This is a genomic window from Bradyrhizobium sp. BR2003, assembly GCF_009720285.1.
GTDB classification, from domain to species: domain Bacteria; phylum Pseudomonadota; class Alphaproteobacteria; order Rhizobiales; family Xanthobacteraceae; genus Bradyrhizobium; species Bradyrhizobium elkanii.
Genome location: NZ_SMYJ01000026.1, coordinates 397,704 through 423,445, shown reverse-complemented (window position 1 = coordinate 423,445; position 25,742 = coordinate 397,704). Strand labels below are relative to the sequence as shown.

Genomic DNA, 25,742 nt, shown 5'->3' with positions numbered 1-25,742 from the left:
GTAAACGGGACTCGTCGTCCCGGCGTAGTTAGACAATCTGCATCGGTGGTTATGGGTCCCTGCTTTTCGCAGGGACGACACAGAGTTTGTTGCCCGTCCTCGCCACGTCATTGTGACGGCGAGAATGAGTGCTCAGCGCAGGCTCGCGTTGATCTTGTCGAGCACCGCCGAGCCAGGGCACAGCGCTTTCTCGTCCAGCGTGTTGAGTGGCGTCTCGACGGTGTCGAGATGGGTGTGCAGATCCTCGGCGTCCGGATCGACATAGAGCAGGCCGGTGACGATCTGGCCCTTGGCCGCATGCTTCTGCAGGAAGGTCATCGCGCCCAGGCGATCATGCGGATCGTAGTCGGCGTCGAGCTTGCGCAGCGCGAGGCGCGAGCCGTCATGCTGCTCGACCACCTGCACGGTGCCCGGCGCATAGTCGACGCTGATCGGATCGCGGCCGACCAGCACGTCGAGGCGGTTCACCGCGTCATTGTGCTCGCGGACATAGTCAAAACTCTTGGTCGAGCCGGCGTGGTTGTTGAAGGCGATGCAGGGGCTGATCACGTCGATGAACGACGCGCCCTTGTGGCGAATAGCAGCGGCAATCAGCGGCACCAGCTGGGTCTTGTCGCCGGAGAAGCTGCGCGCCACGAAGGTGGCACCGAGCTGCAGGGCGATCGCGACCAGGTCGATCGCATTGTCGGTGTTGGTGACGCCCTTTTTCGACTTCGATCCACGGTCGGCGGTGGCCGAGAACTGGCCCTTGGTCAGGCCGTACACGCCGTTGTTCTCGACGATATAGGTCATGTTGACGGCGCGCCGGATCGAATGCGCGAACTGGCCGAAGCCGATCGAGGCGGAATCGCCGTCGCCGGAGACGCCGAGATAGATCAGGTCGCGGTTGGCGAGGTTGGCGCCGGTCAGGACCGACGGCATGCGGCCGTGTACCGAGTTGAAGCCGTGCGAATTGCCGAGGAAGTAGTCCGGCGTCTTCGACGAGCAGCCGATGCCGGAAATCTTCGCCACCCGGTGCGGCTCGATCGAGAGCTCGTAACAGGCCTCGATGATCGAGGCGGTGATCGAATCGTGGCCGCAGCCGGCGCACAGGGTCGAGATCTTCCCCTCGTAGTCGCGGTGGGTATAGCCCAGCTCGTTCTTCTTCAGGCCGGGATGGTGAAACTTCGGCTTTGCAATGTAGGTCATGTCACGGCCTTGCGGAGTGGGGTCACCTTGAGATGATCCTGGTGGTCGCCGATCGCGCCAGCGATGAAGCGCGCGGTGATCGGCGTGCCGTCATAGTGCAGGATCGGCACCAGCCTGACGGGGTCGATGCCGTTCTCGTTGACGATCAGCTGGCGAAGCTGCGCGTCGCGGTTCTGCTCGACAACGTAGACGAAGTCGTGGTCGGCGATGAAGCTCGCGACGCTGGAGTGGAACGGGAAGGCGCGGATGCGCATGCGGTCGAGCTGGTGGCCGCGCGCCTCCAGGATCCCGATCGCCTCGTCCATCGCGGGCGACGTCGATCCGAAATAGATCACGCCGTATTTGGTCGGCTTCGCCGCATTGGCCTGCAGCGGCCGCGGCACCATGTCCTGGGCGGTCTCGAACTTGCGTACCAGGCGCTGCATGTTGTCGGCGTAGACCGCGCCTTCCTCGGAATAGCGCGCGTAGCGGTCGCGCGAGGTGCCGCGGGTGAAGTAGGAGCCCTTGGTCGGATGCGTGCCGGGATAGGTGCGATAGGGGATGCCGTCGCCGTCGACGTCGAGATAGCGGCCGAAGTCGCGGCCTTCCTCGAGCATCTCCGCCGTCATCACCTTGCCGCGGTCGTATTGCTTCGCGTCGTCCCACTTCAGCGGACGGCACAGCCGGTGGTTCATGCCGATGTCGAGATCGAGCATCAGGAAGATCGTGGTCTGCAGCCGCTCGGCGAGGTCGAAGGCGGCCGCGGCGAACTCGAACGCCTCCGCCGGATCCTCCGGGAACAGCAGCACGTGCTTGGTATCGCCATGCGAGGCATAGGCGCAGGCGATCACGTCGCATTGCTGGGTGCGGGTCGGCATGCCCGTCGAGGGGCCGGCGCGCTGGATGTTCATGATCACGGCCGGGATCTCGGCGAAATAGGACAGGCCGATGAACTCGGTCATCAGCGAGATGCCGGGACCCGAGGTCGCGGTGAAGGCCCGCGCGCCGTTCCAGGAGGCGCCGATCACGATGCCGATCGAGGCGAGCTCGTCCTCGCCCTGCACGATCGCGTATTTCGCCTTGCCGGTTTCGGGATCGTGGCGATACTTCTTGCAGTGGCTGGTGAAGGCTTCCGCTACCGACGATGACGGGGTGATCGGATACCAGGCGCACACGGTGGCGCCGCCATAGACGGCGCCGAGCGCGGCCGCGCTGTTGCCTTCGACGAAGATGCGGTCGCCGACCTTGTCGGACTTTTTCACCCGCAGCCCAAGCGGGCATTTCAGGTTCTGCAGCGCCCAGTCGCGGCCGAGATGCAGTGCGTGGACGTTCGAGGAGAGCAGCTTCTCCTTGCCCTTGTACTGCTCGCCGATCAGCTGCTCGACCAGCTTGGGATCGAGGTCGAGCAGGGCGCAGAGCGCGCCGAGATAGATGATGTTCTTGAACAGCTGGCGCTGCCTGGGATCGGTGTAGGTCGAGTTGGTGATCGCGGTCAGCGGCACGCCGATGACGGTGATGTCCTCGCGGAATTTCGACGACGGCATCGGCTTGGTCGAGTCGTAGAACAGATAGCCGCCGGGCTCGATCGAGGCGACGTCCTTGTCCCAGGTCTGCGGGTTCATCGCCACCATCATGTCGACGCCGCCGCGGGCACCGAGATGGCCGTCCTCGGTGACGCGCACCTCATACCAGGTCGGCAGGCCCTGGATGTTGGACGGGAAGATGTTGCGTGGCGAGACCGGCACGCCGTGGCGCAGGATCGAGCGCGCGAACAGTTCGTTGGCGGAAGCCGAGCCCGAACCGTTGACGTTGGCGAAGCGGACGACGAAGTCGTTTACGCTGCTGATCGGGCTTTGGACTGGCATGTTGATCCCGCTTGAACCATATCGATGAGGTACTTCTGCATGTCCCAGGCGCCGGTCGGGCAGCGCTCGGCACACAGCCCGCAATGCAGGCAGACGTCTTCGTCCTTCACCATGACGCGGCCGGTCTTGAGGCCGCCGGAGACGTAGAGCGCCTGGTCGTGATGCGGCGAGGGCGCTTTCAGCCGCTGCCGCACCTCATCCTCTTCGCCGTTCTGGGTGAAGGTGATGCAGTCCATCGGACAGATGTCGACGCAGGCGTCGCACTCGATGCAGAGCGGCGCGGAAAACACCGTCTGTACGTCGCAATTCAGGCAGCGCTGCGCCTCGCCGAGCGCGAGCTTGAGGTCGTAACCGAGCTCGACTTCGGCGCGGATGTCCTTCAGCGCGACCACCTTGTCGCGATGCGGCACCTTGAAGCGCTTGTCGGCGGAGATGTCGTTGTCGTAGCTCCACTCGTGGATGCCCATCTTCTGCGAGGAGATGTGCACCTCGGGCAGCGGGCGCTCGTTGATGTCCTCGCCGGACAGCAATCGGTGGATGGAGAGCGCGGCGTCGTGGCCGTGCGCCACCGCCCAGATGATGTTCTTCGGCCCGAACGCCGCATCGCCGCCGAAGAACACCTTCGGATTGGTCGAGACGAACGTCTTGGGATCGACCTTCGGCATGTGCCACTTGTCGAATTCGATGCCGCAATCGGCTTCGATCCAGGGGAACGCGTTCTCCTGGCCGACCGCAACCAGCACATCGTCGCAGGGCACGGTCTCGTCAGGCTCGCCCGAGGGCACCAGGTTGCGCCGGCCCTTGGCGTCGTACTCCGCCTTCACCTTCTGGAAGGTGACGCCGATCAGCTTGCCGGCCACATGCTTGAACGCCACCGGCACCATGTAGTTGAGGATCGGGATGTCCTCGTGAAGCGCGTCTTCCTTCTCCCACGGCGAGGCCTTCATTTCCTCGAAGCCGGAGCGGACGATCACCTTGACACTTTCGCCGCCGAGGCGGCGCGCGGTGCGGCAGCAATCCATCGCCGTGTTGCCGCCGCCGAGCACGATGACGCGACGGCCGATCTTGTCGACGTGGCCGAACGACACGTTGGCCAGCCACTCGATGCCGATATGGATGTTGGCGGCCGCCTCCTTGCGGCCGGGAATGTCGAGCTCGCGGCCGCGCGGCGCACCGCTGCCGACAAAGATCGCATCATAGTTCTCGGCGAGCAGCTGCTTCAAGCTGTCGACGCGCTGGCCACCCCTGAATTCAACACCGAGGTTCAGGATGTAGTCGGTCTCCTCGTCGATCACGCTGTCGGGCAGGCGGAATTTCGGAATCTGGCTACGCATCATGCCGCCGGCCTTCGGATCGCCGTCGAACACGGTGCAGTGATAGCCGAGCGGCGCGAGATCGCGCGCCACCGCGAGCGAGGCGGGGCCGCCGCCGACCAGCGCGACGCGCTTGCCGTTCTTCGGCCCGGGCTTCGGCAGCCGGTGCTTGATGTCGTCCTTGAAGTCCGCCGCGACGCGCTTCAGGCGGCAGATCGCGACCGGATTGTCCTCAACCCGGCCGCGGCGGCATGCCGGCTCGCACGGACGGTCACAGGTGCGCCCGAGAATGCCGGGGAACACGTTGGACTTCCAATTGATCATGTAGGCGTCGCTGTAACGCCCCTCAGCAATCAACCGGATGTACTCGGGAACAGGGGTGTGTGCGGGACAGGCCCATTGGCAATCGACTACTTTGTGAAAGTAATCCGGCGCCGAGATATCAGTCGGTTTCATTCCTACCTTTGACCCGCGCGAAAATGCCAGACCCGCGCGGCCTTATCGTTGACGACGAACGCTCACGTGGCGTTGTTCTGGTTTTTGAATTGGATCATAGGCTTATCTTATTAGAGCCGTTCCAGGGAAGGCAAAGGCTAAATTGTCCGACCATCAGCTTTCGCGCGGCTGATGCGCGTGTAGCGTTAATCTCGATTGCGTTATGTGGCGGTGCAGCATGATCTGCGCCCGCCGGCTTGTTGAGAAGATGTTTTCGGAAAACCGCTGCGCACGTTTCCGGATCAGGTTTGCTCGCGTGGAAGATCGCTCTTCGCGATATCCCACAACAGCCTGTAGACGCCGCTGGTGACCACGAGCGGCTTCAACGCGGCATTGCCGGTGATGGCTGTAGCGGCCGCAGGGACCGCGCTGACATCGGTGGCGTCGATCAGCACGAACCAGTCGCCGGCACCGGGATCGGGTTTCTCCGCATCCGGCGTCAGCGGCTTCGACAGGTCAGGGTCGTTCTCCAGAAGGTGCATCGAGACGATGCCGTCGCGCGAAGCTGGATCGAGTTGCTCCCGCAAAGCAGCGCGGAGTTTGTCCGCGCCTTCGGCGGGCGGGCGCAGGCGGATGATGCCGAGGGCCGAGCCCCTGCCGACGCCGCGGCTGATCGTGATGCGCGCAACCCCGCGGATCATGTTCTGAAAGCGCGCGATGTTGGCCTTCGACCAGTCGGTCTGGTTGGCGAGCGCCTTGCGATAGGCCGGGCTCTCGAGCACGTCGAAGGTCGCGGTCGAGTAGAGGCCGAGATATTTCGGCTTGCCGTCATGGGCGACGTAGCGGCGGGCTTCCAGGAAGCCGTCGATGGCGACCCGTTCCTCGAGATGCTCGCGGTCGTACCAGCGATTGAACTCAGCTTCGTGCAAGCTGTCGATATCCATCGAGGTCAGCAGCATGCCTTGTCCGGCGATTGGCATCGAGTGCTCCTTTTTTGCCTGTTTTATCCACGCAATATCGCCTGATCGCGTGGACCAGGGAAGCCGGTTCCCGGCACCGCAGACCAAGGATTGCCACAATTGCTGCAATGCTGTTCAGCACCGGTTCACAGAGGTAGCATTTCATTCGTTACACCAACTCTCGAGAAGAAAAGGGACGACCACCATGGCACGCATTCTGTGGGCATTGATCGTCGGTCTGGTGTCGCTCGCCTCGCTTCCCGTGCATGCGCAGGATCAGGAGAAGCGTCTCGCACTTGTCGTCGGCAACGGCGCCTATGAGGCTGGCGCGTTGCAGACCGCCGCGAACGATGCCGGATTGATCGCGCAGACCTTGCAGGCCGCCGGATTCGACGTGACCGGCGCGCGCGATCTCGATGGCGAGACGCTGCGCAAATCGTTCCGCGATTTCATCCAGAAGGTGCAGGAGGCGGGGCCCAATGCCGTCGCCTTCGTCTATCTCGCCGGCTACGGCGTGCAGCTCACCGGCGAGAACTACTTCGTCCCGGTCGACGCCAAGATCGCCCGCGACACCGACGTGCCGGTCGAGGCGATCCGCATCTCCGACTACAGCCATCAACTCTCGGCGCTGCCGATCAAGGCCGGCGTGATCGTGCTCGATGCGGCGCGCAGCAATCCCTTCGCCAAGGAAGGCCCGCCGCTGGCCGGCGGTCTTGCGCTGGTCGATCCCGATCCGAAGATGCTGATCGGTTTCAATTCGGCGCCCGGCACCGTTGCCCCTGACGGTGCCCCGCCCTACGGGCCCTACGCGCAAGCGCTGGCGGAAATGATCCGCACCGGCGGCCTGACCTTGCCCGAGGTGTTCGACCGCGTCCGCCTGCGCGTCAACGAGATGACCAAGGGCGCCGAGATCCCGTGGGATGCGCACAAGGTCGACGCGCCCTTCATGTTCTTCGAGCGCAAGCCGGACGCGCCGCCGCAGCAGGTCGATGCCGGGCTGCGCACCAAGCCGATCCGCGATTTCTCGGCGCAGGATGCCTACGCCGCGGCGCTGGAGCGCGACACGCTGCAGGGCTACGAGGATTATCTGCAGGCCTATCCGAGCGATCCGCTGGCCAAGCGCGTGCGCGCGATCGTGGCGGCGCGGCGCGAGGCGATCACCTGGCGACGCACCTACAGCGCCGACACGCCTGATGCGTATTGGTCGTACCTGCGGCGTTATCCGCGCGGACCGCATGCCTACGACGCCCGGCGCCGGCTCGCCTATCTGTCGGCTGCGCTCGAGCCGCCGCCGCAGTTCACCGTGCTCGACTACGACGTGCCGCCGCCGCCGCCCGACGAGGTCGTCTATGTCGACCGTCCGGTGCTGTACTACAGCGATCCGGTGTTCGACTTCGCACCGCCCCCGCCGCCGCCGGTGGTCTTCCTGCCGCCGCCGCCGCCGGACTTCGTCGTGCTGCCGCCCCCGCCGCCACCGATCGGCCTGTACGTGCTGCCGACGCCGATGTTCGTGGCGATGCCGGCCTATGTTGCCGCACCGGCCTATGTCGTGCCGCCGCAGAACAACATCGTGTTCAACAACATCCACAACACCACCGTCATCAACACGGTCATCAACAATCCGAACCCGACGCCGGCGCAGCTCCATGCGGCCGGGGTGACGGCGGCGATGGGCGGCGCGCCGGTGACGGCGGCACCGCGACTGCCGGCCGCTGCTATGCAGCGCGCCAATCTGGCGCGACCCGGCGCTCCGCAAGGCGCGACGCCCGCGCAAGGCGCTGCGATGGGAGCCTCGCGCGCCGCACCAAACGCTGCTGCGGCACCGAACGCTGCAGCCACTCCGAACGCTGCCGCCACACCGAATGCGATGGGCGCGCCGGGCACACCGGGTGCGCATACCCTGCCGGGCGCAAAGAATGGACCGCCGCTGCCGCAGTCGGCGACCGCACCGGCCAATGCCATGCAGCATGGCGCTGTACCGCCGGCAGCCGCGCAACCCGGCGCCGCGCAACCGGGGGCAAAGCCGAATGCGGTGGTGCCGGGCAAGCCGGCGACCGCGATGGCGCCTGCCAATGCGCAGCCTGCTCCTGCGGCCAAGCCCGGTGTCGCCCCGGCAACAAACGCGCCGGCCTCGCCGGCGACCGCCGGCAAGCCGGGCGCGCAACCGCTCCCGCATGCGGCGACCGCGCCGACCGCAAACGTGAAGCCCTCGGCGCCGCCGTCACCGGCGAACCGCGCGATGTCGACACGGCCGACGCCGGCCGCGCGTCCGGCACCCCCGCACGCCGCGGTGTCGCCGGCGCCGGTCTCCCGGCCCGCGCCGGCGCACGCGGCAGCTCCGCCGGTCCATGCCGTCGCTCCGCCAGTGCGGGCCGCAGCTCCGCCGCCGCGGCCGGTTGCCCCGCCGCCGCGCGCCGCCGCCGTTGCGCCGCGTCCGGCGCCGGCCCCGCACGTTGCGCCGCCGCCGCCACGGCCGGCGATGCAGGCGCAACGCGCAGCACCGCCGCCGCGAATGGCGGCGCCGCCAAGGCCTGCGCCCGCGCCACGGGCAGCGCCGGCATGTCCGCCCGGCAAGTGCAAGCATTGAGAGAAGCAAGGGAGCCGGTCGAGGTCTTCACCGGCTCCTGATGTCGAGGGCGTTGCTGCGGCGGCCTATCCCTTGCCGGCGATGTCGGAGATCGCCTTCATCACAGCGTTGCGGATGCCGGGATCGTAGAGGATGTGGCCGGCGCCATCGACGATACGGACCTCGCTGCCCGGCCAGCGCGCGGCGAGCGCGTGCGATGTTGCGGGCGGGCACAACAGATCATAGCGGCCCTGCACCAGGATGCCGGGAATGCCGGCGAGCTGGCCGGCCTCGTCCATCAGCTGGTTGGGCCGCATGAAGCAATTGTTGGCGAAGTAGTGCGCCTCCATGAACGGCGTCGAGGGCAGGGCGCCTGAAGCCTTGAGGTCGAGCCGCGTCTGCTTCGGCGTGTGCTCCGACAACGCGCGTTCGGTGTCGTGCCAGGCGCGTGCGGCCGGCGCATGCACGGTGGCGTCGGGATCGAGGATGCGGCGATAATAGGCCGTAAGCGGCGATGCACGCTCGCTCTCGGGCAGGAAGTTGAGGAAGTCCTCGGAGAGGGCGGGATAGAAGCGTGGCAAGGCGCGCAGGAAAACGTCGTCCAGCTCCTCGGCTGTGCCGAGAAAGGTCGCGCGCAGCACCAGCCCGCTGACCCGCTCGGGATGGGCCTGCGCATAGGCCAGCGCCAGCGTCGCGCCCCAGGAGCCGCCGACCACCATCCAGCGCGCGAAGCCGAACCGCTCGCGGATTTTCTCCATGTCCGCGATCATGTGCTGCGTCGTGTTGTTGTCGCGGCTGCCCTTCGGCCGGCTGCGGCCGCAGCCGCGCTGGTCGAACAGCACGGCGTGAAAGCGCTCGGGATCGAACAGCCGGCGATGATCGGGCTGGCAGCCGCTGCCGGGGCCGCCATGCAGATAGACCGCGGGAATGCCGCCTTCACGTCCGACGCTCTCGACATGGAGGTCGTGGCCGTCGCCGACATCGAGCCATTCCGACGTCAGCGGCGCAAAGGGATCGGCACGCCTCGCGGCCTTGCCGATGTCGGCGTCAGGCGCCATTGCGCTTGTCCCGGGATTCGTTCTGGCGTTCGTCCGTCTCCAGCGTGCCGCCGGCGAAGTTGCGGTAGATGAAACGGTCCAGATGGGCGGCCGCCTCTCGCTCGGCCTGCTTGAAGATCTCCTCGTGCCGCGGCGACAGCGCGCAGGCGGGGTCGGTGTTGCCGGCATCGCCGGTCAGCGCAAAGGCCTGGCAGCGGCAGCCGCCGTAATCGACCTCGCGGAATTCGCAAGACTTGCACGGCTCCGGCATCCAGCCGGTGCCGCGATAGCGGTTGAAGGCCTCCGAGTTCTGCCAGATCCAGGCGATCGAATGGTTCGAGCGCACCGATTCGAATTCGAGCCCGGTGATGCTTTCGGCGGCGTGGCACGGCAGCACCTTGCCGGCCGGCGAGATGTTGAAGAACTGGCGGCCCCAGCCGCCCATGCATTTCTTCGGGCGCAGCGCGTAATAATCCGGCACCACATAGTCGATCGCGAGCGTGCCCTTCAGGCGCATTTGGGCTTCCTCGACGATGCGGCTGGTCTCCTCGATCTGCTCGATCGTCGGCATCAGCGCGGCGCGGTTCTTCAACGCCCAGCCGTAATACTGCACGTTGGCGACCTCGAGCCGGTCGGCGTCGAGGTCGACCGCCATCTGGATGATGTCGGGCAGCTGATGCAGGTTTTGCCGGTGCATCACCGCATTCACCGTGAGCGGCATGTCGAGCTCGCGGGTCCATTTCGCGACTTCGAGCTTTTTCCGGTGCGCGTCCTTCAGGCCTGCGACACGATCCGCGACGATAGGCTCATTGCCCTGGAAGCTGATCTGCACATGGCTGAGGCCGGCATCGGCCAGCGCCGAAAGCTTGTCCTTCGTCAGCAGCACCGCCGAGGTGATCAGGTTGGAGTAGAGCCCGACATCGGTCGCGTGCTGCACCAGCTCGACGATGTCCTTGCGCGCAGTCGGCTCGCCGCCGGAGAAATGGACCTGGAGCACGCCGAGCTCGGCGAGCTCACTCAGCACTTTCTTCCATTCCTCGGTGGTGAGCTCGGTCGAGGCGCGGTCGAGCTCGACCGGGTTGGAGCAATAGGGACATTGCAGCGGGCAGCGGTGGGTGATCTCGAGCAGCACCGCAAGGGGAATGCCGTAGGTCTCGGCCGCCGAGCGCGTTTGCTCGAGCACCGCGAGCCCGTCGGTTGGGCCTGCTGTCGTTGTCTTGTTGTCGGCGAGCGTGTCACTCATGCTGTGCTCTCGCGCGCTTCGGTCAGAAAGCCCTTGTCGGCCAGATCCTGCAACATGGCGATCACGTCGGTCGCGATCGCCTCGCGCGGGGCGGCGTATTTCTCCGCAAGCTGGTCCACCATCGCGGCGACGCTGCGCATGCCGTCGCAGAGTTGCAGCACCTCGACCGCGATGTCATCCGGTGCCAGCACGCGCTCCGGCGCCAGGATCACCCAGACCTGCCGCGTCTCGTCGAATTTCAGCTTGGTATGGCGCGGCAGTTGCGGCCGGCTGGTTTCGCTGACGCTGATGTTGCGGCTGGCCATGATGTCGTCCCTAACTTGCCTTCGGCACGAAGGCGCCGGGTGGAATCTGGCCGTCGACATAGGCGTAATAGAGCGCATCGAGTTGCACCCACAGCACGTTGGTCTTGAAGATCAGCGCGTTGCAGACTGCCTCGCGCTCGGCGGGCGTCCTGGCGTGCTGCTTGACGTAGTCAAGCGCGAAGCCGGCGTCGCGCGGCGCCTGGGTCAGGCGGCGGCTGAAATAGCTCATGATGTCGGGATTGACGAAGTCGTAGTGCTTCAGCATCCCCGAGATGCGCTCCTCGTGCAGGTTCGGCGCGAACAATTCGGTGAGCGAGGAGGCGATCGCCTCCAGCGGCGTGCGGTCGCGGCAGAAATGGACATAGGCTTCCACGGCAAAGCGCGTCGCCGGCAGGATGCCTTCGGTGGACTCGACATAGGCCGTGTCGAGGCCGAGGCCCTCGGTCAGCTTCAGCCAGCGCTCGATGCCGCCCTCGCTGCCGAGGTCGCCGTCATGATCCTCGATGCGATGGCGCCACTCGACTCGTGTCATGCGGTCGCGGAAGCGTGTCATCACCATCGCGTCCTTCAGCGGGATCGTGCTCTGGTAGTAATAGCGGTTCAGCGCCCAGGCCTGGACCTGGCCCTTGTTGAGCTTGCCGCCGTGCAGCAGGCGGTGGAACGGGTGCAGGCTGTGATAGCGCGTGGCACCGATCGTGCGCAGCGTCGTCTCCATCTCCTCGGCACTGTCGAGCGTGATGCCCTTGCCGATCGAGAGCGCGGTCATTCCGTTTGTAGGCACGACATTCACAGCACGATCTCCGTTCCGTCGGAGGGAATCTGCCAGCCCGCCTGTTCGGCCGCCCTGCGTTCGGCCGAGGTCCCAAGCAGCGCCGGGTTGGAATTGTTGATATGCAAAAACACTTTTCGTCCGATGTCGAGCCCGGCGAGGCTTGCGATCGCACCCTGATCGCCAGACATCGAGATATGTCCCATGCCCTGGCCGGTCTTGTTGCCAAGGCCCGCCGAGATCAGCTCGTCGTCGCGCCACACCGTGCCGTCGAAAAACACCAGCGGCGCGCCCTTCAGCCGGAATTTCAGCTCGTCAGTCACCCGCGCGCAGGCGGCCAGGAAATAGAAATATTTGCCGCTGCGCCTGTCCGCAATACGCAGGCCGAGCGTATCGCCGACGCCGTCGGCGCCCGCCGGATGCGCCTTGCCCTCGAGGTACCACGCGCCCTTGCCGGGAACCTCGAACGGCAGCACCTCGAGCCCGGACGGCGATCCGTCGGGCAGGGCCGGTTCGAAGGTCTCGTCGACCGCAATCGGCCGGCGGTCGACGTTCTTGTCGCTGAGCACATTGAAGATGCTGTTGGAGCGCAGGATCGCAAGCACCCGCTCATGCGCGTAGATCGTGAACGGCGAGCCCTCACGCATCGACAGCAGCCCGGCGACCGCGTCGATCTCGCCATTGGTGAGGATGACGCCCGCGATCGGGCTATGGCGCAATGCGCCGTGCTTCGGATGCAGCTGTGGCGTGGCAATCAACTGCTGGCGCAGATCCGGGGACGCATTGACCAGGAACCAGTGCACCCCATCGCCACTGACGGCGATCGAGGCTTGTGTGCTCTGCAGTTCGGGATGGTCGCTTCGCGCCGTCCTGCAGACGGCACAGCCGCAGTTCCACTGCGGAACGCCGCCACCCGCCGCGGCACCCAGGACGACGACACGAAGCATGATCCGTCCCCTGGAGAAGCTTGGCCTGGAGAAGTCTGTTGGACCCAGAAACATTACGAGGTGGACCCCGGATTTGAAACACACTCCCTTGCTCGGGAGCGCGTTACGCCCGGATGTCCACCTGCGCTAAAACGCTAAACGTGTATGGGGCGCTGCCGCTTACTTGCGGGTTGCGCACATATACATGTTAATTTCCATGCCGACCGACACTTCCACGATCTTCGGTGCTTTCCAGGCCATTTGGCTCTCCTTGTTGCAACCGGACGAACTTTCCGCCCTGCAGAGTAAACTACTGTGGTTGGAAAAGTTCGCCAGTTAAATTTTCTGTAAGGTGCCGCCTCGCAAGGCATGCTGCACCGCGGCAGGCAAGTTCTGCCCACTCACAAATTTGTGCGCGCATTTCCCGTCAAAAGCCCGTGGCATCAGACCTTTTTCCTGTTGTTCGCCACACGGTGAATGGTGATGTTGGAATAAGTAGACAGTAGCCCCGCGGTCCTCCGAAGGTCCTGGTGACGATCCTGTGCTTCCCCGTGACGGGAGGCGACTAACCGAGCCGAGTTCAGCCGATGCCACGCTATTTCTTCAATACCCGTATCGGCGACGAGCTGATCTCCGATCCCGACGGCGAAATCCTGCGGGATCCGGATCGCGCGTGGGAGATGGCGCGCGCGATGATTCGCGAACTGCTCAAGACCGAGGGCGCCGACGGCGCGCTGCTCAGCGCCGTGATCGAGGTGACGGACGATGAGGGCGAGATCGTGCTGGAGTTTCCATTCACGGAGGCGATTCTCGACCGCCCGGATCGCTCGATGACAAGGCACTGACGCGCGCTGGCCCGCCCGCGTGGTCACAACCATGCGTTGGCCGATGCCAGCATGTTTCCGATTGCAATTGTCCGGACAAATTCGCAAGACTATGAACGGTAAGCCGAACGGCGCCGCGTGACGTCAATGGCGCAATCAAAAACGGCTTCCACCCAGGGGAGATCATCATGAAAAAACACTCGTTCGCACCGCGCAGCTTGCTGCTCGCGGGGGCCATGCTCGGGGCGTTCACGCTCTCTGCTGCGGCGCAACAGCCGGCCGCGCCGGCGGCAGGCGCCGCCCCGGCCGCCCAGCCGCTGCCGCCTGGCTCGCCGCTGATCGGGCGTCCCGATAATGAGGCTGCCGCCAAGCTCGCGCCGGTGGCGCCGCCGCCGCTGCCGTCCGCGCCCGACAAGCTGCCGCTCGCCAAGCTCAAGGTGCCGGCCGGCTTCAATGTCGAGGTCTATGCGGCCGGCATGGCCAATGCGCGCTCGCTGGCGCTCGGCGACAAGGGCACGGTGTTCGTCGGCAGCCGGCTCGTCGACAAGGTCTATGCGATCGTCAACAAGGACGGCAAACGCTCCGTCAAGGTGATCGCCTCCGGCCTCTACCGCCCGAACGGCGTCGCCTTCAAGGACGGCACGCTCTACATCGCCGAGCTCTCGAAGGTGTCCAAGATCGACAAGATCGAGGACAATCTGGACAATCCGCCGAAGCCCACCGTCATCTACGACAAGCTGCCGAAGGACGAGGCGCATGGCTGGAAGTTCATCGCCATCGGCCCCGACAACAAGCTTTATGTTCCGGTCGGCCAGCCCGGTAACAACGTGCTGCATGACGCCGACCACGGCCAGATCCGTCGCATGAATCTCGATGGCTCCGGCGCCGAGGTCTATGCGCTCGGCGTGCGCAACACGGTCGGCTTCGACTGGAATCCCGAGAACAAGCAGATGTACTTCACCGACAACGGCCGCGACTGGCTGTCGGAAACCGTGCCGGAAGACGAGCTCAACCGCGTCACCAAGGCGGGCGAGGATTTCGGCGCGCCGTACTGTTACCAGGGCAACATCATCGACCAGGAGCTCGGCTGGGGCAAGAACTGCAAGGACTACACCGCGCCGGTCGGCCTGATGGGTCCGCATACCGCCTCGCTCGGCATGCGCTTCTACACCGGCAACATGTTCCCGAAGACCTACAAGAACGTGATCTTCGTCGCGCGCCACGGCTCCTGGAACAAGTCGCAGAAGCAGGGTGGTGACGTGGTCGCCGTCAGGCTGAACAAGGACGGCACGGTGAAGTCGATGGAGCCGTTCCTGACCGGCTTCCTCGAGGACAACAAGTATGTCGGCCGCCCGGTCGACGTCATGCTGCTGAAGGACGGCTCGCTGCTGGTCTCCGACGACTGGAACGGCGCGGTCTATCGCGTCAGCTACGGCAAGCCGAAGGTCGCCAATCAGTAACAACCGCTGATGTCATTCCGGGCTGGTGCGTTAGCACCAGACCCGGAATCTCGAGATTCGTCGATGCTGCGCATCGCCCCGGAATGACGAAATTGCCAGGAGCGACCGATGCGTAAGATGAACATTCCAGCGCTCCTGCTTGCTTCAACTGTTTTCTCCGCAAATGCCGAGACCATCCAGGAGCGCGCTGCGGCGTGCTTCGCCTGCCACGGCGAGCATGGCACCTCGGAGACCGAGAACACGCCGTCGCTCGGCGGCCAGACGGCGCCCTATGCGCTGATCCAGCTCTTCATGTTCCGCGAGAAGCTCAGGGTATTCGAGCCGATGAACGAGATGGCGAAGTCGATGACCGACGACGATCTGCGCGCCTTCTCCGATTTCATCGCCACCCTGCCGAAGCCCGCGCCGCCCGCGGACGCCGGCGATCCGGCACGGATGGCGCGCGGCCAGGCGCTGGCGCAGCAGAACCGCTGCAACAGCTGCCACAACACCGATTTTTCCGGCAAGGACAATGTCCCGCGCATCGCCAATCAGCGCGAGGACTATCTCGCCAAGACGCTGGCCGAATACAAGGACAACAGCCGCCACGGCTATGACGCCACCATGGCCGACGTGATGCAGACGGTCACCAAGGAGCAGATCGGCGACCTTGCCTATTACATCGCGCATGTCCGTTGAACCATCAGGCGGATGGCCGCTGGCCATGTTCTCCGTGCGCCTCGTGTAAGCATGATCTTTTCGGAAAATCCGCTGCACACTTTTCCGGATCATGCTGTAAAAAGCCTGCGTCATACGGAGTGTCACATGCAGGATATTTGGCGTCTGTCGGCGGCCGAGCTCGCCAGCCTCATCAAATCGAAGAAGGTGTCGGCGAAGGAGGCGGCGGAGGCCGGGCTCGCCCGGCTCGATGCGGTCAACCCGAAGCTCAACGCGGTGGTCGATCACCGGCCGGACGACGTGCTGGCGCAGGCCGCCAAGGTCGATGCGGCCATTGCGCGCGGCGAGGCGGTCGGCCCGCTCGCCGGCGTGCCCGTCACCATCAAGGTCAATGTCGACCAGGAGGGCTACGCCACCACCAACGGGTTGAAGGCGCAGCGCGACGTCATCGCCAAGGTCGACAATCCGGTGGTCGCCAATCTGCGCAAGGCCGGCGCGGTGCTGCTCGGCCGCACCAATTGCCCGGCGGTCTCATATCGCTGGTTCACCACCAACCTCATTCACGGCGACACCAAGAACCCGCGCGATGGCGGCATCACGCCGGGCGGCTCGTCCGGCGGCGCGGGCTCGGCGGTCGCGGCCGGCATCGGGCATATCGCCCACGGCACCGATATCGCCGGCTCGGTGCGCTATCCGGCCTATGCCTGCGGCGTGCACGGCCTGCGGCCGAGCATGGGCCGCATCCCGGCGTTCAATTCGGCTTTGCCGGAGCGGCCGATCGGCCCGCAGATCAGCGCGGTGTCGGGCCCGCTGGCGCGCACCGTCAACGACCTGCGCATCTCGCTCGCGGCGATGTCGGCGCCGGACTATCGCGATCCCTGGTATGCGCCGGTGCCGCTCGAGGGCCCGCCGCGCGAGAAGCGCGTTGCGATGTGCCTCAATCCCGATGGTCTCAACCCGGTGCCGGAAGTGGTCGCCGCGGTGGCCGATGCCGGCAAGCGCTTGCAGAAGGCCGGCTGGATCGTCGAGGAGATCGCCGACACGCCGTCCTTGCGCGAGGCGGCCGAGATCCAGACCCGGCTCTGGCTCGGCGACGGCTATGAGGCCCAGCTCGCCTTCGCCGAGCGCGAGGGCGATCCCGGCGCACTGGCTTGCCTGCGCGGCGTCCGCGCCCGCGTGCATCCGTTCGACCTGTCGCAGGCGCTGACCCGCCGCGCGACCTTGACGCGCGAATGGTTCGCCTTCTTCGACAAATATCCGGTGCTGCTGATGCCGGTGTCCGGCGAGCTGCCGTTCCCCGACCATCTCGATCGCAAGGACGAGGCGTCGTTCGCGCGGGTGTGGCACGCGCAGCTGCCGCAGATCGCGATCCCGTTCATGGGGCTTCCCGGGCTCGTCGTCTCCACCGGTCTCGTCGGACGGATTCCGGTTGGCGTGCAGCTGGTGGCCGGACGCTACCGCGAGGATCTCTGCCTTGCCGCCGGCGAGGCGGTCGAGGCCGGCGGCACGCCGTCGTCGCCGATCGATCCGGTGAGCTGAGATGGTCACGGTCTACGATTTCACCGCGAAATCGCTTGCCGGCGACGACGTGCCGCTGCAGCGGTTCGAGGGCCAGGTGCTGCTGATCGTGAACACCGCGAGCGCCTGCGGGTTCACGCCGCAATACAAGGGCCTGCAGGAGCTGCACGCCGGCCTCTCGGCGCGCGGCTTTGCCGTGCTCGGCTTCCCCTGCAACCAGTTCGGCGCGCAGGAGCCGGGCGATGCGAAGCAGATCGCCGCGTTCTGCGAGACCAACTATGCCGTGACGTTTCCGATGTTCGCCAAGATCGACGTCAATGGTTCAGGTGCGCATCCATTGTACGAACACCTGAAACGTGAGAAGTCGGGCCTGCTCGGGCCCGCGATCAAATGGAACTTCACCAAGTTCCTGGTCGATCGCGCCGGCAAGGTCGTGGCGCGGCATGCGCCGACCGCCCGGCCCGAAGGATTGAGGAAGGACATCGAGGCGCTGCTATGAGCGACGACAACGACACCAACGACCAATTCCCCGACCGCCTCTCGGTCGATCCGAACAGCCCGTACTACAACGCGGATATTCTTGCCCGCGATGTCGGCATCCGATTCAAGGGTGTCGAGAAGACCAATGTCGAGGAGTACTGCATCAGCGAAGGCTGGGTGCGGGTCACTGCCGGCAATGCCAAGGACCGTTACGGCAATCCGCTCACCATCAAGGTGCACGGGCCGGTCGAGCCTTATTTCCGGGATAAGAAGTAGCAACCGTCATTCCGGGGCGATGCGAAGCATCGAACCCCCAGGTGCGCAATTGCGCACCGAGAATCTCGAGATTCCCCGATGCGCGCTGCGCATCTGAGGTCTGGTGCTTGCGCACCATCCCGGAATGACGTGCCAGCAAGTTGAAGAGCTCCCCATGTCCGTTCGTATCGTCGACGTCCGCGAGGTGACCAAACCGATCTCCTCGCCGATCCGCAACGCCTATATCGACTTCACCAAGATGACTTCGAGCTTGGTGGCCGTGGTCACCGACGTGGTGCGCGACGGCAAGCGGGTGGTTGGCTACGGCTTCAATTCCAACGGCCGCTACGGGCAGGGCGGTCTGATCCGCGAGCGCTTTGCGCCGCGCCTGCTGGAAGCCGATCCGAAATCGCTGCTCGATGCCGATGGCTGCAATCTCGATCCGGACAAGGTCTGGTCGACGCTGATGTCGAACGAGAAGCCGGGCGGCCATGGCGAGCGCTCGGTCGCGGTCGGCACCATCGACATGGCGGTGTGGGACGCGGTGGCGAAGACCGCGGGCAAGCCGTTGTTCCGGCTGCTCGCCGAGCGTCACGGCCTGACCGCCAATCCGCGCGTCTTCGTCTACGCCGCCGGCGGCTACTATTATCCTGGCAAGGATCTCGGCGCGCTGCGCAAGGAGATGCGCGGCTATCTCGATCGCGGCTACAACGTCGTGAAGATGAAGATCGGCGGCGCGCCGCTCGCCGAGGACCGCGAGCGCATCGAGGCGGTGCTGAAGGAGATCGGCAGCGCGGCGCAGCTTGCGGTCGACGCCAACGGCCGCTTCGATCTGGAGACCGCGATCGCCTACGCCAAGATGCTGCGCGAGTACCCGCTGTTCTGGTACGAGGAGGCCGGCGATCCGCTCGACTACGCGCTGCAGGCGGCGCTGGCCGAGTTCTATCCCGGCCCGATGGCGACCGGCGAGAACCTGTTCAGCCACCAGGATGCGCGGAACCTGATCCGCTACGGCGGCATGCGGTCGGACCGCGACTGGTTGCAATTCGATTGCGCGCTGTCCTACGGGCTCTGCGAGTATCAGCGGACGCTCGAGGTGCTGAAGACCCACGGCTGGTCGCCGAGCCGCTGCATCCCGCATGGCGGCCACCAGATGTCGCTGAACATCGCGGCCGGCCTCGGCCTCGGCGGCAATGAGAGCTACCCCGACCTGTTCCAGCCCTATGGCGGCTTCCCGGACGGCGTGCGCGTCGAGGGTGGCCACATCGTGATGCCCGAGCTTCCCGGCATCGGCTTCGAGGGCAAGTCGGATCTCTACAAGGAGATGAAGGCGCTGGCGGACTAAGCCCGGCCAGCGACCGCCGATCCACCGGACGCGGGGTGGCTTGAGCCCGCTTGCAAAATTTTGTGAGCGATGCTCAAGAAATTATTGAACGTTGCTCATTTCTGGATATACTCATGAGAACAGGGCGTCTTTCTCCCGGATGATCGGGAGAAGGCGCGGAACCGGCCGTGAGGAGTGCCGCATGCCATATTCAGCCAAGGATCTCCGGGAAGCCGCAAATGCCGGGGTGATCAGCCCGGCCGATCTGGAACGGTTGCTTGCCTTCCTGACGAGCAGCGCCGGGCAGGGTCCGGCGGGCGATGTTAGCCCCACCGCCAAATTCGATGCCGCGCACGTGCTCTGGTACGCCGGCGCGCTCATCGTGATCGGTGCCATGGGTCTGCTCTCGACCCTGGCCTTCACCCAGATGGGCGGCCGGGCGCTGACGATCTGCGCGATCGCCTACGCCACCGGTTTCACCTTCGCAGGACACCATCTCTGGCACCGGAAGAATCTGCGGGTTCCCGGCGGCCTGCTGATCGCGATCGCGGTCTCGATGGCGCCGCTCGCGGTCTACGGCATCCAGGACGAGCTTGGCTGGTGGGGCAAGTTCGGCAAGCCGGGAACCGTGCAGGACTTCTACGTCTGGGTGAAGGGCAGCTGGATATTCATGGAGATTGCGACCGTCGCCGCCGGCATCGTCGCGCTGCGCTACTACCGCTTCGCCTTCATCGTCGCGATCATCTCGGTCGCGCTGTGGTTCATGTCGATGGACCTGGCGCCGTGGTTCAGCGGCATGGCTCACGCCGATTTCGAGATGCGCCGCAGGGTGTCGATCTGGTTCGGGCTGGCCGTGCTCGCGGTGGCGTGGATCGTGGACTATCGCAGTCGCAACGGCGACTTTGCGTTCTGGCTGCATCTGTTCGGCCTGATGGCGTTCTGGGGCGGAATCACCGCGTCCGAAGGCGCGACCGAACTGGGCAAAGCGGTCTACTGCCTGCTCAATGTCGGCCTGATCGCGATCGCCGTGATCCTGTCGCGACGCGCCTATGCGGTGTTCGGTGCGTTCGGTATCTGCCTCTATCTCGGCCATCTTGCCGACGTCGTGTTCAAGGACTCGCTGTGGTTTCCGTTCTCGCTGTCTCTGATCGGCATTGCCGTGATCGCCGCCGGCCTGCTCTACCATCGCAACGAGCGTGCGATCACTGGCTGGATCGACGCGCATCTGCCGGCGGCGTTGCGGCCGCGGTCCGCGACTGCGTGATGCGAGCCGTCGCCGCTTACGACAGCCGCATGTCCAGCAGCCGCCGGCCTTCGCCCTTCAACAGCTTCTTCACCGCGCTCGAAGCGATCACCTCGCCGTTGTTGGCGTAGGCCTCGTGGTTCTTCTCGATGTCGTCGAGGCGATAGAGGTAGTTGACCATGATGCCTGCGGATTCGCGCAGGCCCTTGGGCGAGAGGTCGCCGAGCCAGTTGATCCGCTCCAGCCGTGCGCCGTTGCCGAGATGGAAGCGCGCGACCGAGTCGATCAGTCGTCCCTTCGGCGTGCGCGCCTTCAGGAAATAGTAGGCGGCAAGCGGCTCCAGCACCGCGCGCAGCTGGGTGGCGAGCTCGGCGTTCTCGAACCAGTCGGGCTTGCCGAGGCTTTCCAGCAGCTGGCGGTCCTCATCGGTGAGCGGCACGTCGTCGGCCTGCTTGACCCACTGCATGAAGCCCGGCACCGGCGACAACGTCACGAAGTTGTCGAGCTTCGGCAATTCGCGGCGCAGCTCCTCGACCACCTGCTTGATCAGGAAGCTGCCGAAGGAGATGCCGCCAAGGCCGCGCTGCGTGTTGGAGATCGAATAGAACACCGCAGTGCGGGCGCGCTCGACCGGGACCGGCTCGCGCTCTTCCGCAAGCAGCGGCGCGATTGCGCCCGGGATGGTTTCGGTCAGTGCGACCTCGACGAAGATCAGCGGCTCATCGGCCAGCGCTGGATGGAAGAACGCGTAGCAGCGGCGATCGATCGGATCGATGCGGCGGCGCAGATCGTCCCAATCGCGGATCTCGTGCACGGCCTCATAACGGATGATCTTCTCCAGAATATTGGCCGGAGACGACCAGTCTATCCTGCGCAGCACGAGGAATCCCCTGTTGAACCAGGACGAGAGCAGATGCACCACGTCGCGATCGAGCGCGGCAAGGTCCTTGTTGCCCTTCATCAATGAAAGCAGATCCGAGCGGATCGACACCAGCTCGCCGGTGCCGCCCGGCGCGCGGTTGAGCCGGCGGATCAATTCCTGGCGGCGCGGCTCGGAGGCGAAATGCAGGTCGCTTGCGTCGTCGCCATTGGCTTTGGCGCGCCAGCTTTCGATCGCCTGCGCCAGCTTGGCGTGATCGGGGCCGAAATCGCGGGCCAGCGTCTGGAAGAACGACAGGCGACCGGCGGCATCGAGGTGGTGGTAGCGGTCGAGCACCTCGCGGGCCATCGCGGTGCCGGAAGCTTCGCCGCGGCCGGACAGCAGCGCTTCGCACAATTCCAGCAGTTCGGAAGCATCCTGCTTGTCGTTGGCCGGGCTGGCGCGGCCGAGCAGGACGCGGCCGCGTTCGGAAATCGTCGAGAGCAGATCGGAGAAGAAGGCATTGGCCATGAGCAGGTCGTATCCAGCAGGTCGTATCCAGTGAAGCCGGACCTTACACGGGATTTAAGGTCGGGAGCACTGCAATCAAGCGCATCGATCGTACGGAAATATGTCGCAGCGCGACAGCGGTATAATTCGTCGTCGCTGCGCCCGGTGGCAAATCCCGTTCACGTTTTCTCCGCGAACGCGGTCGGTGTCTTGCCGGTAACCTGGCGGAACGCGTGGGAAAATGCCGGCACGCTGGCATAGCCGAGGTCGGAGGCGACCTGCTTGACCGAAACGTTCGCGGTGCTCGACAGGCGCTCGATCGCAGCCGCGATGCGGGCGCGCTGGCACCAGCTCTTGAACGAGAGCTGCGTCTCCGCCGAGAACAGCCGCGACAGCGTCCGCGCCGAGGTGCCGACCGCGCGCGCCAGCGCATCGATGTCGTGGTCCTTCGTCGGATCGGCCAGCACGATGTCGGCGGCACGTCGGCAGCGCGGCTCATGCGGCAGCGGGATGAAGGTCGCGGAATCCTCGGCCTGGTGCAGCTCCAGCATCACGAGGCGGATCAACAGATCGGTGCGCTCGCGTCCGCATGGGGCGTCGAACAGCGCCAGGATCGCCTGGTGCACCAGCGGCGACACCCGCACCACGAATTCGTGGTCGAGGCCGTCGCTGCGCTTTTCGCGCCCCAGCCAGGCCTGGTCGAAATACAGCGTGCGCATCTCGATGTCGGCGAGCACGTCGATCGCGTGCGGGAGCAGGGCAGGGACCCACACCGCGCGGTCCGGCGGCACCAGCCAGCGCCCCTTCGGCGTCGTCACCTGCATGGTGCCGCTGGCGGCGTAGACCAGCTGTGCCTCGCGGTGCATGTGCGGGTCGAGCCGGACGCCCTTGCGGTAGCTGCGCGCCACCAGATGCACGCCGTCCCCGGTGACGCGCCGGTCCTGGTGGAGGGCTCTTATTGGCGGCTCAGCGATAGTCATTGGCGACATCCCGTCAGGACAAGCACCTATAACCTATTTTCGAGCAATTGAAGAATCGCGTGAGAGCCGTGCCGATGAACAGTCCAAGCAACAGTCCCAGCCGGGTGATCACCTTCGTCAACGCCGCCCATTTCATCGATCACTACGCGATGCTGATTTTCGCCGCCGCTGTCATCATCATGGGCCCGGCGCTCGGCATGGCCTACTCGGAACTGCTGCCCTATGCGACCCCGGGCTTCATCGCCTTCGGCGCCGGCTCGCTGGTCACGGGCTGGCTCGGCGACCGCTGGAGCCGCCGCCATATGATGGTGATCTTCTTCGTCGGCATCGGCCTGTCGATGATCTCGGTCGGCTTCGTGCAGACGCCGCTGCAGCTCGGCGCCGCGCTGCTGGCGATCGGCATCTTCGCCTCGATCTATCATCCGGTCGGCACCGCGATGATCGTCTCCTATGCCGAGAAGCTCGGCGCCCAGATGGGAATCAACGGCGTCTGGGGCAATCTCGGCGTTGCCTCGTCGGCGCTGGTCACCGGCGTGATCGGCCAGTATCTCGGCTGGCGCTGGGCGTTCATCGCGCCCGGCACGGTCACCGTGCTGATCGGCATCGCCTTCGCGATGACGGTGGTGCATGAGGACCGCAAGGGCTCCAGGCAGGCCGCCGCGCAGGTGCGGGTCGCCAAGGAGGACATGTGGCGCGTGGTGCTGTCGCTGCTGATCGTGGTGATCGCGATCTCCACCACCTTCAACGCGGTGACGGTAGCGCTGCCGAAGCTGTTCGCCGAACGGCTCGCCGATCTGACCAGGAGCCCGGCGCTGCTCGGCGTGATCGCGGCCGGGGTCTATGTATTCGGCGCCATGACGCAGTACACCATCGGCAAGCTGCTCGACCGATATTCGCTGAAGACGGTGGCGCTGCCGCTGTCGTTCCTGCTGGCGCCGTTCCTCTATCTGGCGGCGAGCCTGTCCAACCTGCCGCTGATCGTGGTCTCGATCGGCATCGTGATGGGCGCGTTCGGCCAAGTCACGGTGAACGATGCCATGGTCGGCAAGTACACCACCGAGGAATGGCGCTCGCGCGCCTATGCGGTGCGCTATTTCGTCGGCTTCACCGCGGCCGGCGCTTCCGTCGGCCTGGTGGCCTGGCTGTACGACCAGGGCGGCTTCTCGATGATGCTGCGCGCCTTCGCGGCACTGTGCCTGCTGGCGATCGCGGCCGCGATCATCCTGCCGCGGGAGATCCGGACGCCAGCGACGCAGGCGGGCTGACACGGGGCGTTTTGCGCCATCTGCCGTTGAGGCAATGCGTGCGCCGACCTGCGGTGCGCCGCTCGGGTACCGCCGGCGAACCGTGACCAGGTCACGGTTCGCCAACTTTGTTCCAACCCGAAGGTGTGGTAGGTTCAAGCGGGCCTCGGGGACGACGGCGCCGGTTGCGCCTCGAGCACGCAATTTTTTTGGAGCAGCCGGAGCGCCATGGGAGAAATTCGCGACTTCAAGTCAGGCCGGTCACAGCCCGACAATACACAGCCTCCCGGCGATTCAATGCCGCGGCGCCTCGCCGCGATCGTTGCCGGCGATATCGCCGGCTACAGCCGGTTGATGCAACGCGATGAAGAAGGCACCCATACGCGCGTCAAGCGGATCCTGCGCGATCTGATCGAGCCCACCATTGCCGAGCACCATGGCAAGCTGGTCAAGACCACCGGCGACGGCTTTATCGCGATGTTCGACAGTCCGGTCGAGGCCGTCCGTTGCAGCATCGTGATCCAGCAGAACATGATCGGCCGCAATGCGGCGATCGCCAGAGATCAGTGGATCGAGTACCGGATCGGCGTCAACCTCGGCGACGTCATCATCGAGCCCGACGATATCTATGGCGACGGCGTCAACGTGGCCTCGCGTCTGGAAGGGATCGCGGCGCCGGGTGACGTCTTCATCTCCGGCGGCATCTACGAGCAGATCAAGCACAAGATGGTCTGCGGATACGAATCGCTCGGCGACCGCAAGGTCAAGAACATCACCGATCCGGTCCGGGTTTATCGCGTGTTGCCGGATGCCGCCGCGTACCAACGGACGCGCAGGCGCCGTGAGTCCATTCTGCTCACGCTGCTCGGATTGGCGGTCGCGATCATCGCCGGAGGCGTGCTGTGGTATCTGCTGGCGCAACCGCGCGGCAAGCCGGCCGACGTGGCGCAGGCGCCTCCGTCACCGACGGCATCGCCTGCCATCCAGCCGCCGGCACCAAGCCCGGCTCCGACGCAAACCGCAAGTCCGACCCCGGCGGCACCGACGCAGCAAGCGTCGCCTCAGCCTGCGCCCTCCGCGAGCCCCACCCCGGACCTGCCGGAGCCCGAACTGGTCTTGCTTCAAGCTGGCAGCTTCTCGATGGGAAGCAATGACGATCCTACCGAGCGGCCGATCCGCCGGGTGACGGTCAAGCCCTTTGCCATGGGCAAATATCCGGTCACGGTCCGCGAATGGAACGCCTGCGCGGCGGCCAAGGCCTGTGGCTTCACGGCCAGCGGCAAGGACGACGTTCCGGTCACCAATGTGAGCTGGAGCGATGCGAAGCAATATGTGACCTGGCTCGCCGAGCGCACCAAGAAGCCCTACCGGCTTCCGAGCGAGGCCGAGTGGGAATATGCGGCGCGCGGCGGAACGCAATCGAAGTACTGGTGGGGCGACCAGATGCAACCGGGCCACGCCGGGTGCAAGGATTGCGGCGGTGATGCCGCCACGGAACAGCCGACCAAGGTCGGCAGCCTCAAGCCGAATCCGTTCGGCCTCTACGACATGGGCGGCGGGGTCGATCAGTGGGTCGAGGATTGCTGGCACAGGAATTACCAGGGCGCGCCTTCCGACGGTGCAGTCTGGTCCGGCGGCGACTGCGCCTCGCATGTCATCCGTTCCGGCTCCTGGAAGAATGACGCACGCTATGTGCGTCCGGCCAATCGCGATAATTACGACACCAATGTTCGTTATCCGACCCACGGTTTCCGGGTCGCGCTGTCTCCCTGAGCGGTCATCCCTGATCGCCAGGCTTCATGG

23 protein-coding genes are annotated in these 25,742 nt (G+C 65.4%); 11 read left to right on the top strand and 12 right to left on the bottom strand.

Features of this window, described 5'->3' with window-relative positions; translation table 11 throughout:
- Positions 1-132 precede the first annotated feature (132 nt).
- The 4 genes from E2I15_RS21000 to E2I15_RS20985 form a co-directional block, all read right to left on the bottom strand.
- A complete protein-coding gene (locus E2I15_RS21000; RefSeq protein WP_137480395.1) occupies positions 133-1,188 on the bottom strand; it encodes a 2-oxoacid:ferredoxin oxidoreductase subunit beta in 1,056 nt (351 codons plus the stop codon).
- A complete protein-coding gene (locus E2I15_RS20995) occupies positions 1,185-3,032 on the bottom strand; it encodes a 2-oxoacid:acceptor oxidoreductase subunit alpha (RefSeq protein WP_155262477.1) in 1,848 nt (615 codons plus the stop codon). The genes E2I15_RS21000 and E2I15_RS20995 overlap by 4 nt, the downstream gene beginning before the upstream one ends.
- Positions 3,002-4,801 carry an FAD-dependent oxidoreductase gene (locus tag E2I15_RS20990; protein ID WP_137480399.1) on the bottom strand — a complete coding sequence of 600 codons (1,800 nt, stop codon included), beginning with the start codon at positions 4,799-4,801 and terminating at the stop codon, positions 3,002-3,004. Before E2I15_RS20990 ends, E2I15_RS20995 begins: the two co-directional genes overlap by 31 nt.
- 281 nt (positions 4,802-5,082) lie before the next feature.
- A complete protein-coding gene (locus tag E2I15_RS20985) occupies positions 5,083-5,760 on the bottom strand; it encodes a DUF4286 family protein (protein WP_137480401.1) in 678 nt (225 codons plus the stop codon).
- A gap of 184 nt (positions 5,761-5,944) precedes the next feature.
- On the opposite strand from E2I15_RS20985, the gene E2I15_RS20980 reads away from it, so the two are divergent.
- Positions 5,945-8,326, top strand: a complete 2,382-nt coding sequence (locus E2I15_RS20980) for a caspase family protein (protein ID WP_137480403.1) — start codon at positions 5,945-5,947, stop codon at positions 8,324-8,326.
- 65 nt (positions 8,327-8,391) lie between these two features.
- Here the strand turns inward: E2I15_RS20980 and pip are convergent, their stop codons facing one another.
- The 6 genes from pip to pqqA all read right to left on the bottom strand — a co-directional run bounded on the left by pip (position 8,392) and on the right by pqqA (position 12,846).
- Positions 8,392-9,363 (bottom strand): prolyl aminopeptidase, encoded by a 972-nt coding sequence (gene pip / locus E2I15_RS20975; RefSeq protein ID WP_137480405.1) that lies wholly within the window; start codon positions 9,361-9,363, stop codon positions 8,392-8,394.
- Complete coding sequence (gene pqqE, locus E2I15_RS20970; protein WP_137480407.1) at positions 9,353-10,585, bottom strand: pyrroloquinoline quinone biosynthesis protein PqqE; 1,233 nt, start codon at positions 10,583-10,585, stop codon at positions 9,353-9,355. Before pqqE ends, pip begins: the two co-directional genes overlap by 11 nt.
- Positions 10,582-10,890 carry a pyrroloquinoline quinone biosynthesis peptide chaperone PqqD gene (gene pqqD, locus E2I15_RS20965; protein WP_155262476.1) on the bottom strand — a complete coding sequence of 103 codons (309 nt, stop codon included), beginning with the start codon at positions 10,888-10,890 and terminating at the stop codon, positions 10,582-10,584. Before pqqD ends, pqqE begins: the two co-directional genes overlap by 4 nt.
- A gap of 10 nt (positions 10,891-10,900) precedes the next feature.
- Entirely contained in the window at positions 10,901-11,656 is a 756-nt protein-coding gene (gene pqqC / locus E2I15_RS20960) for a pyrroloquinoline-quinone synthase PqqC (RefSeq protein ID WP_137480624.1), read from the bottom strand.
- Between the two features lie 20 nt (positions 11,657-11,676).
- Positions 11,677-12,606, bottom strand: a complete 930-nt coding sequence (pqqB, locus tag E2I15_RS20955; RefSeq protein WP_137480408.1) for a pyrroloquinoline quinone biosynthesis protein PqqB — start codon at positions 12,604-12,606, stop codon at positions 11,677-11,679.
- Positions 12,607-12,765: 159 nt separating this feature from the next.
- Positions 12,766-12,846 (bottom strand): pyrroloquinoline quinone precursor peptide PqqA, encoded by an 81-nt coding sequence (gene pqqA / locus E2I15_RS20950; RefSeq protein WP_035635412.1) that lies wholly within the window; start codon positions 12,844-12,846, stop codon positions 12,766-12,768.
- 326 nt (positions 12,847-13,172) lie between these two features.
- Between pqqA and E2I15_RS20945 the strand changes: the two genes are divergently transcribed.
- The 8 genes from E2I15_RS20945 (at position 13,173) to E2I15_RS20910 (ending at position 20,367) form a co-directional block, all read left to right on the top strand.
- Complete coding sequence (locus E2I15_RS20945; protein ID WP_016839844.1) at positions 13,173-13,430, top strand: DUF6894 family protein; 258 nt, start codon at positions 13,173-13,175, stop codon at positions 13,428-13,430.
- A 167-nt stretch (positions 13,431-13,597) separates the two neighbouring features.
- On the top strand, positions 13,598-14,869 hold the full coding sequence (locus E2I15_RS20940) for a PQQ-dependent sugar dehydrogenase (RefSeq protein WP_137480410.1): 1,272 nt from the start codon (positions 13,598-13,600) through the stop codon (positions 14,867-14,869).
- Positions 14,870-14,977: 108 nt separating this feature from the next.
- A complete protein-coding gene (locus E2I15_RS20935) occupies positions 14,978-15,547 on the top strand; it encodes a c-type cytochrome (RefSeq protein ID WP_137480412.1) in 570 nt (189 codons plus the stop codon).
- Positions 15,548-15,673: 126 nt separating this feature from the next.
- Positions 15,674-17,065, top strand: a complete 1,392-nt coding sequence (locus tag E2I15_RS20930) for an amidase family protein (protein WP_137480413.1) — start codon at positions 15,674-15,676, stop codon at positions 17,063-17,065.
- Between the two features lies 1 nt (position 17,066).
- On the top strand, positions 17,067-17,543 hold the full coding sequence (locus E2I15_RS20925) for a glutathione peroxidase (RefSeq protein WP_137480415.1): 477 nt from the start codon (positions 17,067-17,069) through the stop codon (positions 17,541-17,543).
- Positions 17,540-17,800: a DUF3297 family protein gene (locus tag E2I15_RS20920; protein WP_028332657.1), complete on the top strand. Its 261-nt coding sequence runs from the start codon at positions 17,540-17,542 to the stop codon at positions 17,798-17,800. The genes E2I15_RS20925 and E2I15_RS20920 overlap by 4 nt, the downstream gene beginning before the upstream one ends.
- 154 nt (positions 17,801-17,954) lie before the next feature.
- Positions 17,955-19,124 carry a mandelate racemase/muconate lactonizing enzyme family protein gene (locus tag E2I15_RS20915; protein WP_137480417.1) on the top strand — a complete coding sequence of 390 codons (1,170 nt, stop codon included), beginning with the start codon at positions 17,955-17,957 and terminating at the stop codon, positions 19,122-19,124.
- A 181-nt stretch (positions 19,125-19,305) separates the two neighbouring features.
- A complete protein-coding gene (locus tag E2I15_RS20910) occupies positions 19,306-20,367 on the top strand; it encodes a hypothetical protein (protein ID WP_137480419.1) in 1,062 nt (353 codons plus the stop codon).
- A 16-nt stretch (positions 20,368-20,383) separates the two neighbouring features.
- Here the strand turns inward: E2I15_RS20910 and E2I15_RS20905 are convergent, their stop codons facing one another.
- Both E2I15_RS20905 and E2I15_RS20900 read right to left on the bottom strand, forming a co-directional pair.
- Positions 20,384-21,736, bottom strand: a complete 1,353-nt coding sequence (locus E2I15_RS20905; protein WP_137480421.1) for a malonyl-CoA decarboxylase — start codon at positions 21,734-21,736, stop codon at positions 20,384-20,386.
- Positions 21,737-21,894: 158 nt separating this feature from the next.
- Positions 21,895-22,695, bottom strand: coding sequence for an AraC family transcriptional regulator (locus tag E2I15_RS20900; RefSeq protein WP_170991625.1), 801 nt, complete (start codon positions 22,693-22,695; stop codon positions 21,895-21,897).
- Between the two features lie 74 nt (positions 22,696-22,769).
- On the opposite strand from E2I15_RS20900, the gene E2I15_RS20895 reads away from it, so the two are divergent.
- A complete protein-coding gene (locus tag E2I15_RS20895) occupies positions 22,770-23,960 on the top strand; it encodes an MFS transporter (RefSeq protein ID WP_137480425.1) in 1,191 nt (396 codons plus the stop codon).
- Positions 23,961-24,167: 207 nt separating this feature from the next.
- The gene (locus tag E2I15_RS20890) at positions 24,168-25,712 is read left to right on the top strand and encodes an SUMF1/EgtB/PvdO family nonheme iron enzyme (protein WP_137480427.1); all 1,545 of its coding nucleotides are present in this window, start codon (positions 24,168-24,170) and stop codon (positions 25,710-25,712) included.
- Positions 25,713-25,742 lie beyond the last annotated feature (30 nt).

Excerpts from the sequence above, each read along its gene's own strand:
- E2I15_RS21000 (WP_137480395.1), bottom strand. The coding sequence starts at position 1,188 with ATGACCTACATTGCAAAGCCGAAGTTTCACCATCCCGGCCTGAAGAAG.
- E2I15_RS20995 (WP_155262477.1), bottom strand. The coding sequence starts at position 3,032 with ATGCCAGTCCAAAGCCCGATCAGCAGCGTAAACGACTTCGTCGTCCGC.
- E2I15_RS20990 (WP_137480399.1), bottom strand. The coding sequence starts at position 4,801 with ATGAAACCGACTGATATCTCGGCGCCGGATTACTTTCACAAAGTAGTC.
- E2I15_RS20985 (WP_137480401.1), bottom strand. The coding sequence starts at position 5,760 with ATGCCAATCGCCGGACAAGGCATGCTGCTGACCTCGATGGATATCGAC.
- E2I15_RS20980 (WP_137480403.1), top strand. The coding sequence starts at position 5,945 with ATGGCACGCATTCTGTGGGCATTGATCGTCGGTCTGGTGTCGCTCGCC.
- pip (WP_137480405.1), bottom strand. The coding sequence starts at position 9,363 with ATGGCGCCTGACGCCGACATCGGCAAGGCCGCGAGGCGTGCCGATCCC.
- pqqE (WP_137480407.1), bottom strand. The coding sequence starts at position 10,585 with ATGAGTGACACGCTCGCCGACAACAAGACAACGACAGCAGGCCCAACC.
- pqqD (WP_155262476.1), bottom strand. The coding sequence starts at position 10,890 with ATGGCCAGCCGCAACATCAGCGTCAGCGAAACCAGCCGGCCGCAACTG.
- pqqC (WP_137480624.1), bottom strand. The coding sequence starts at position 11,656 with ATGACCGCGCTCTCGATCGGCAAGGGCATCACGCTCGACAGTGCCGAG.
- pqqB (WP_137480408.1), bottom strand. The coding sequence starts at position 12,606 with ATGCTTCGTGTCGTCGTCCTGGGTGCCGCGGCGGGTGGCGGCGTTCCG.
- pqqA (WP_035635412.1), bottom strand. The coding sequence starts at position 12,846 with ATGGCCTGGAAAGCACCGAAGATCGTGGAAGTGTCGGTCGGCATGGAA.
- E2I15_RS20945 (WP_016839844.1), top strand. The coding sequence starts at position 13,173 with ATGCCACGCTATTTCTTCAATACCCGTATCGGCGACGAGCTGATCTCC.
- E2I15_RS20940 (WP_137480410.1), top strand. The coding sequence starts at position 13,598 with ATGAAAAAACACTCGTTCGCACCGCGCAGCTTGCTGCTCGCGGGGGCC.
- E2I15_RS20935 (WP_137480412.1), top strand. The coding sequence starts at position 14,978 with ATGCGTAAGATGAACATTCCAGCGCTCCTGCTTGCTTCAACTGTTTTC.
- E2I15_RS20930 (WP_137480413.1), top strand. The coding sequence starts at position 15,674 with ATGCAGGATATTTGGCGTCTGTCGGCGGCCGAGCTCGCCAGCCTCATC.
- E2I15_RS20925 (WP_137480415.1), top strand. The coding sequence starts at position 17,067 with ATGGTCACGGTCTACGATTTCACCGCGAAATCGCTTGCCGGCGACGAC.
- E2I15_RS20920 (WP_028332657.1), top strand. The coding sequence starts at position 17,540 with ATGAGCGACGACAACGACACCAACGACCAATTCCCCGACCGCCTCTCG.
- E2I15_RS20915 (WP_137480417.1), top strand. The coding sequence starts at position 17,955 with ATGTCCGTTCGTATCGTCGACGTCCGCGAGGTGACCAAACCGATCTCC.
- E2I15_RS20910 (WP_137480419.1), top strand. The coding sequence starts at position 19,306 with ATGCCATATTCAGCCAAGGATCTCCGGGAAGCCGCAAATGCCGGGGTG.
- E2I15_RS20905 (WP_137480421.1), bottom strand. The coding sequence starts at position 21,736 with ATGGCCAATGCCTTCTTCTCCGATCTGCTCTCGACGATTTCCGAACGC.
- E2I15_RS20900 (WP_170991625.1), bottom strand. The coding sequence starts at position 22,695 with ATGACTATCGCTGAGCCGCCAATAAGAGCCCTCCACCAGGACCGGCGC.
- E2I15_RS20895 (WP_137480425.1), top strand. The coding sequence starts at position 22,770 with ATGAACAGTCCAAGCAACAGTCCCAGCCGGGTGATCACCTTCGTCAAC.
- E2I15_RS20890 (WP_137480427.1), top strand. The coding sequence starts at position 24,168 with ATGGGAGAAATTCGCGACTTCAAGTCAGGCCGGTCACAGCCCGACAAT.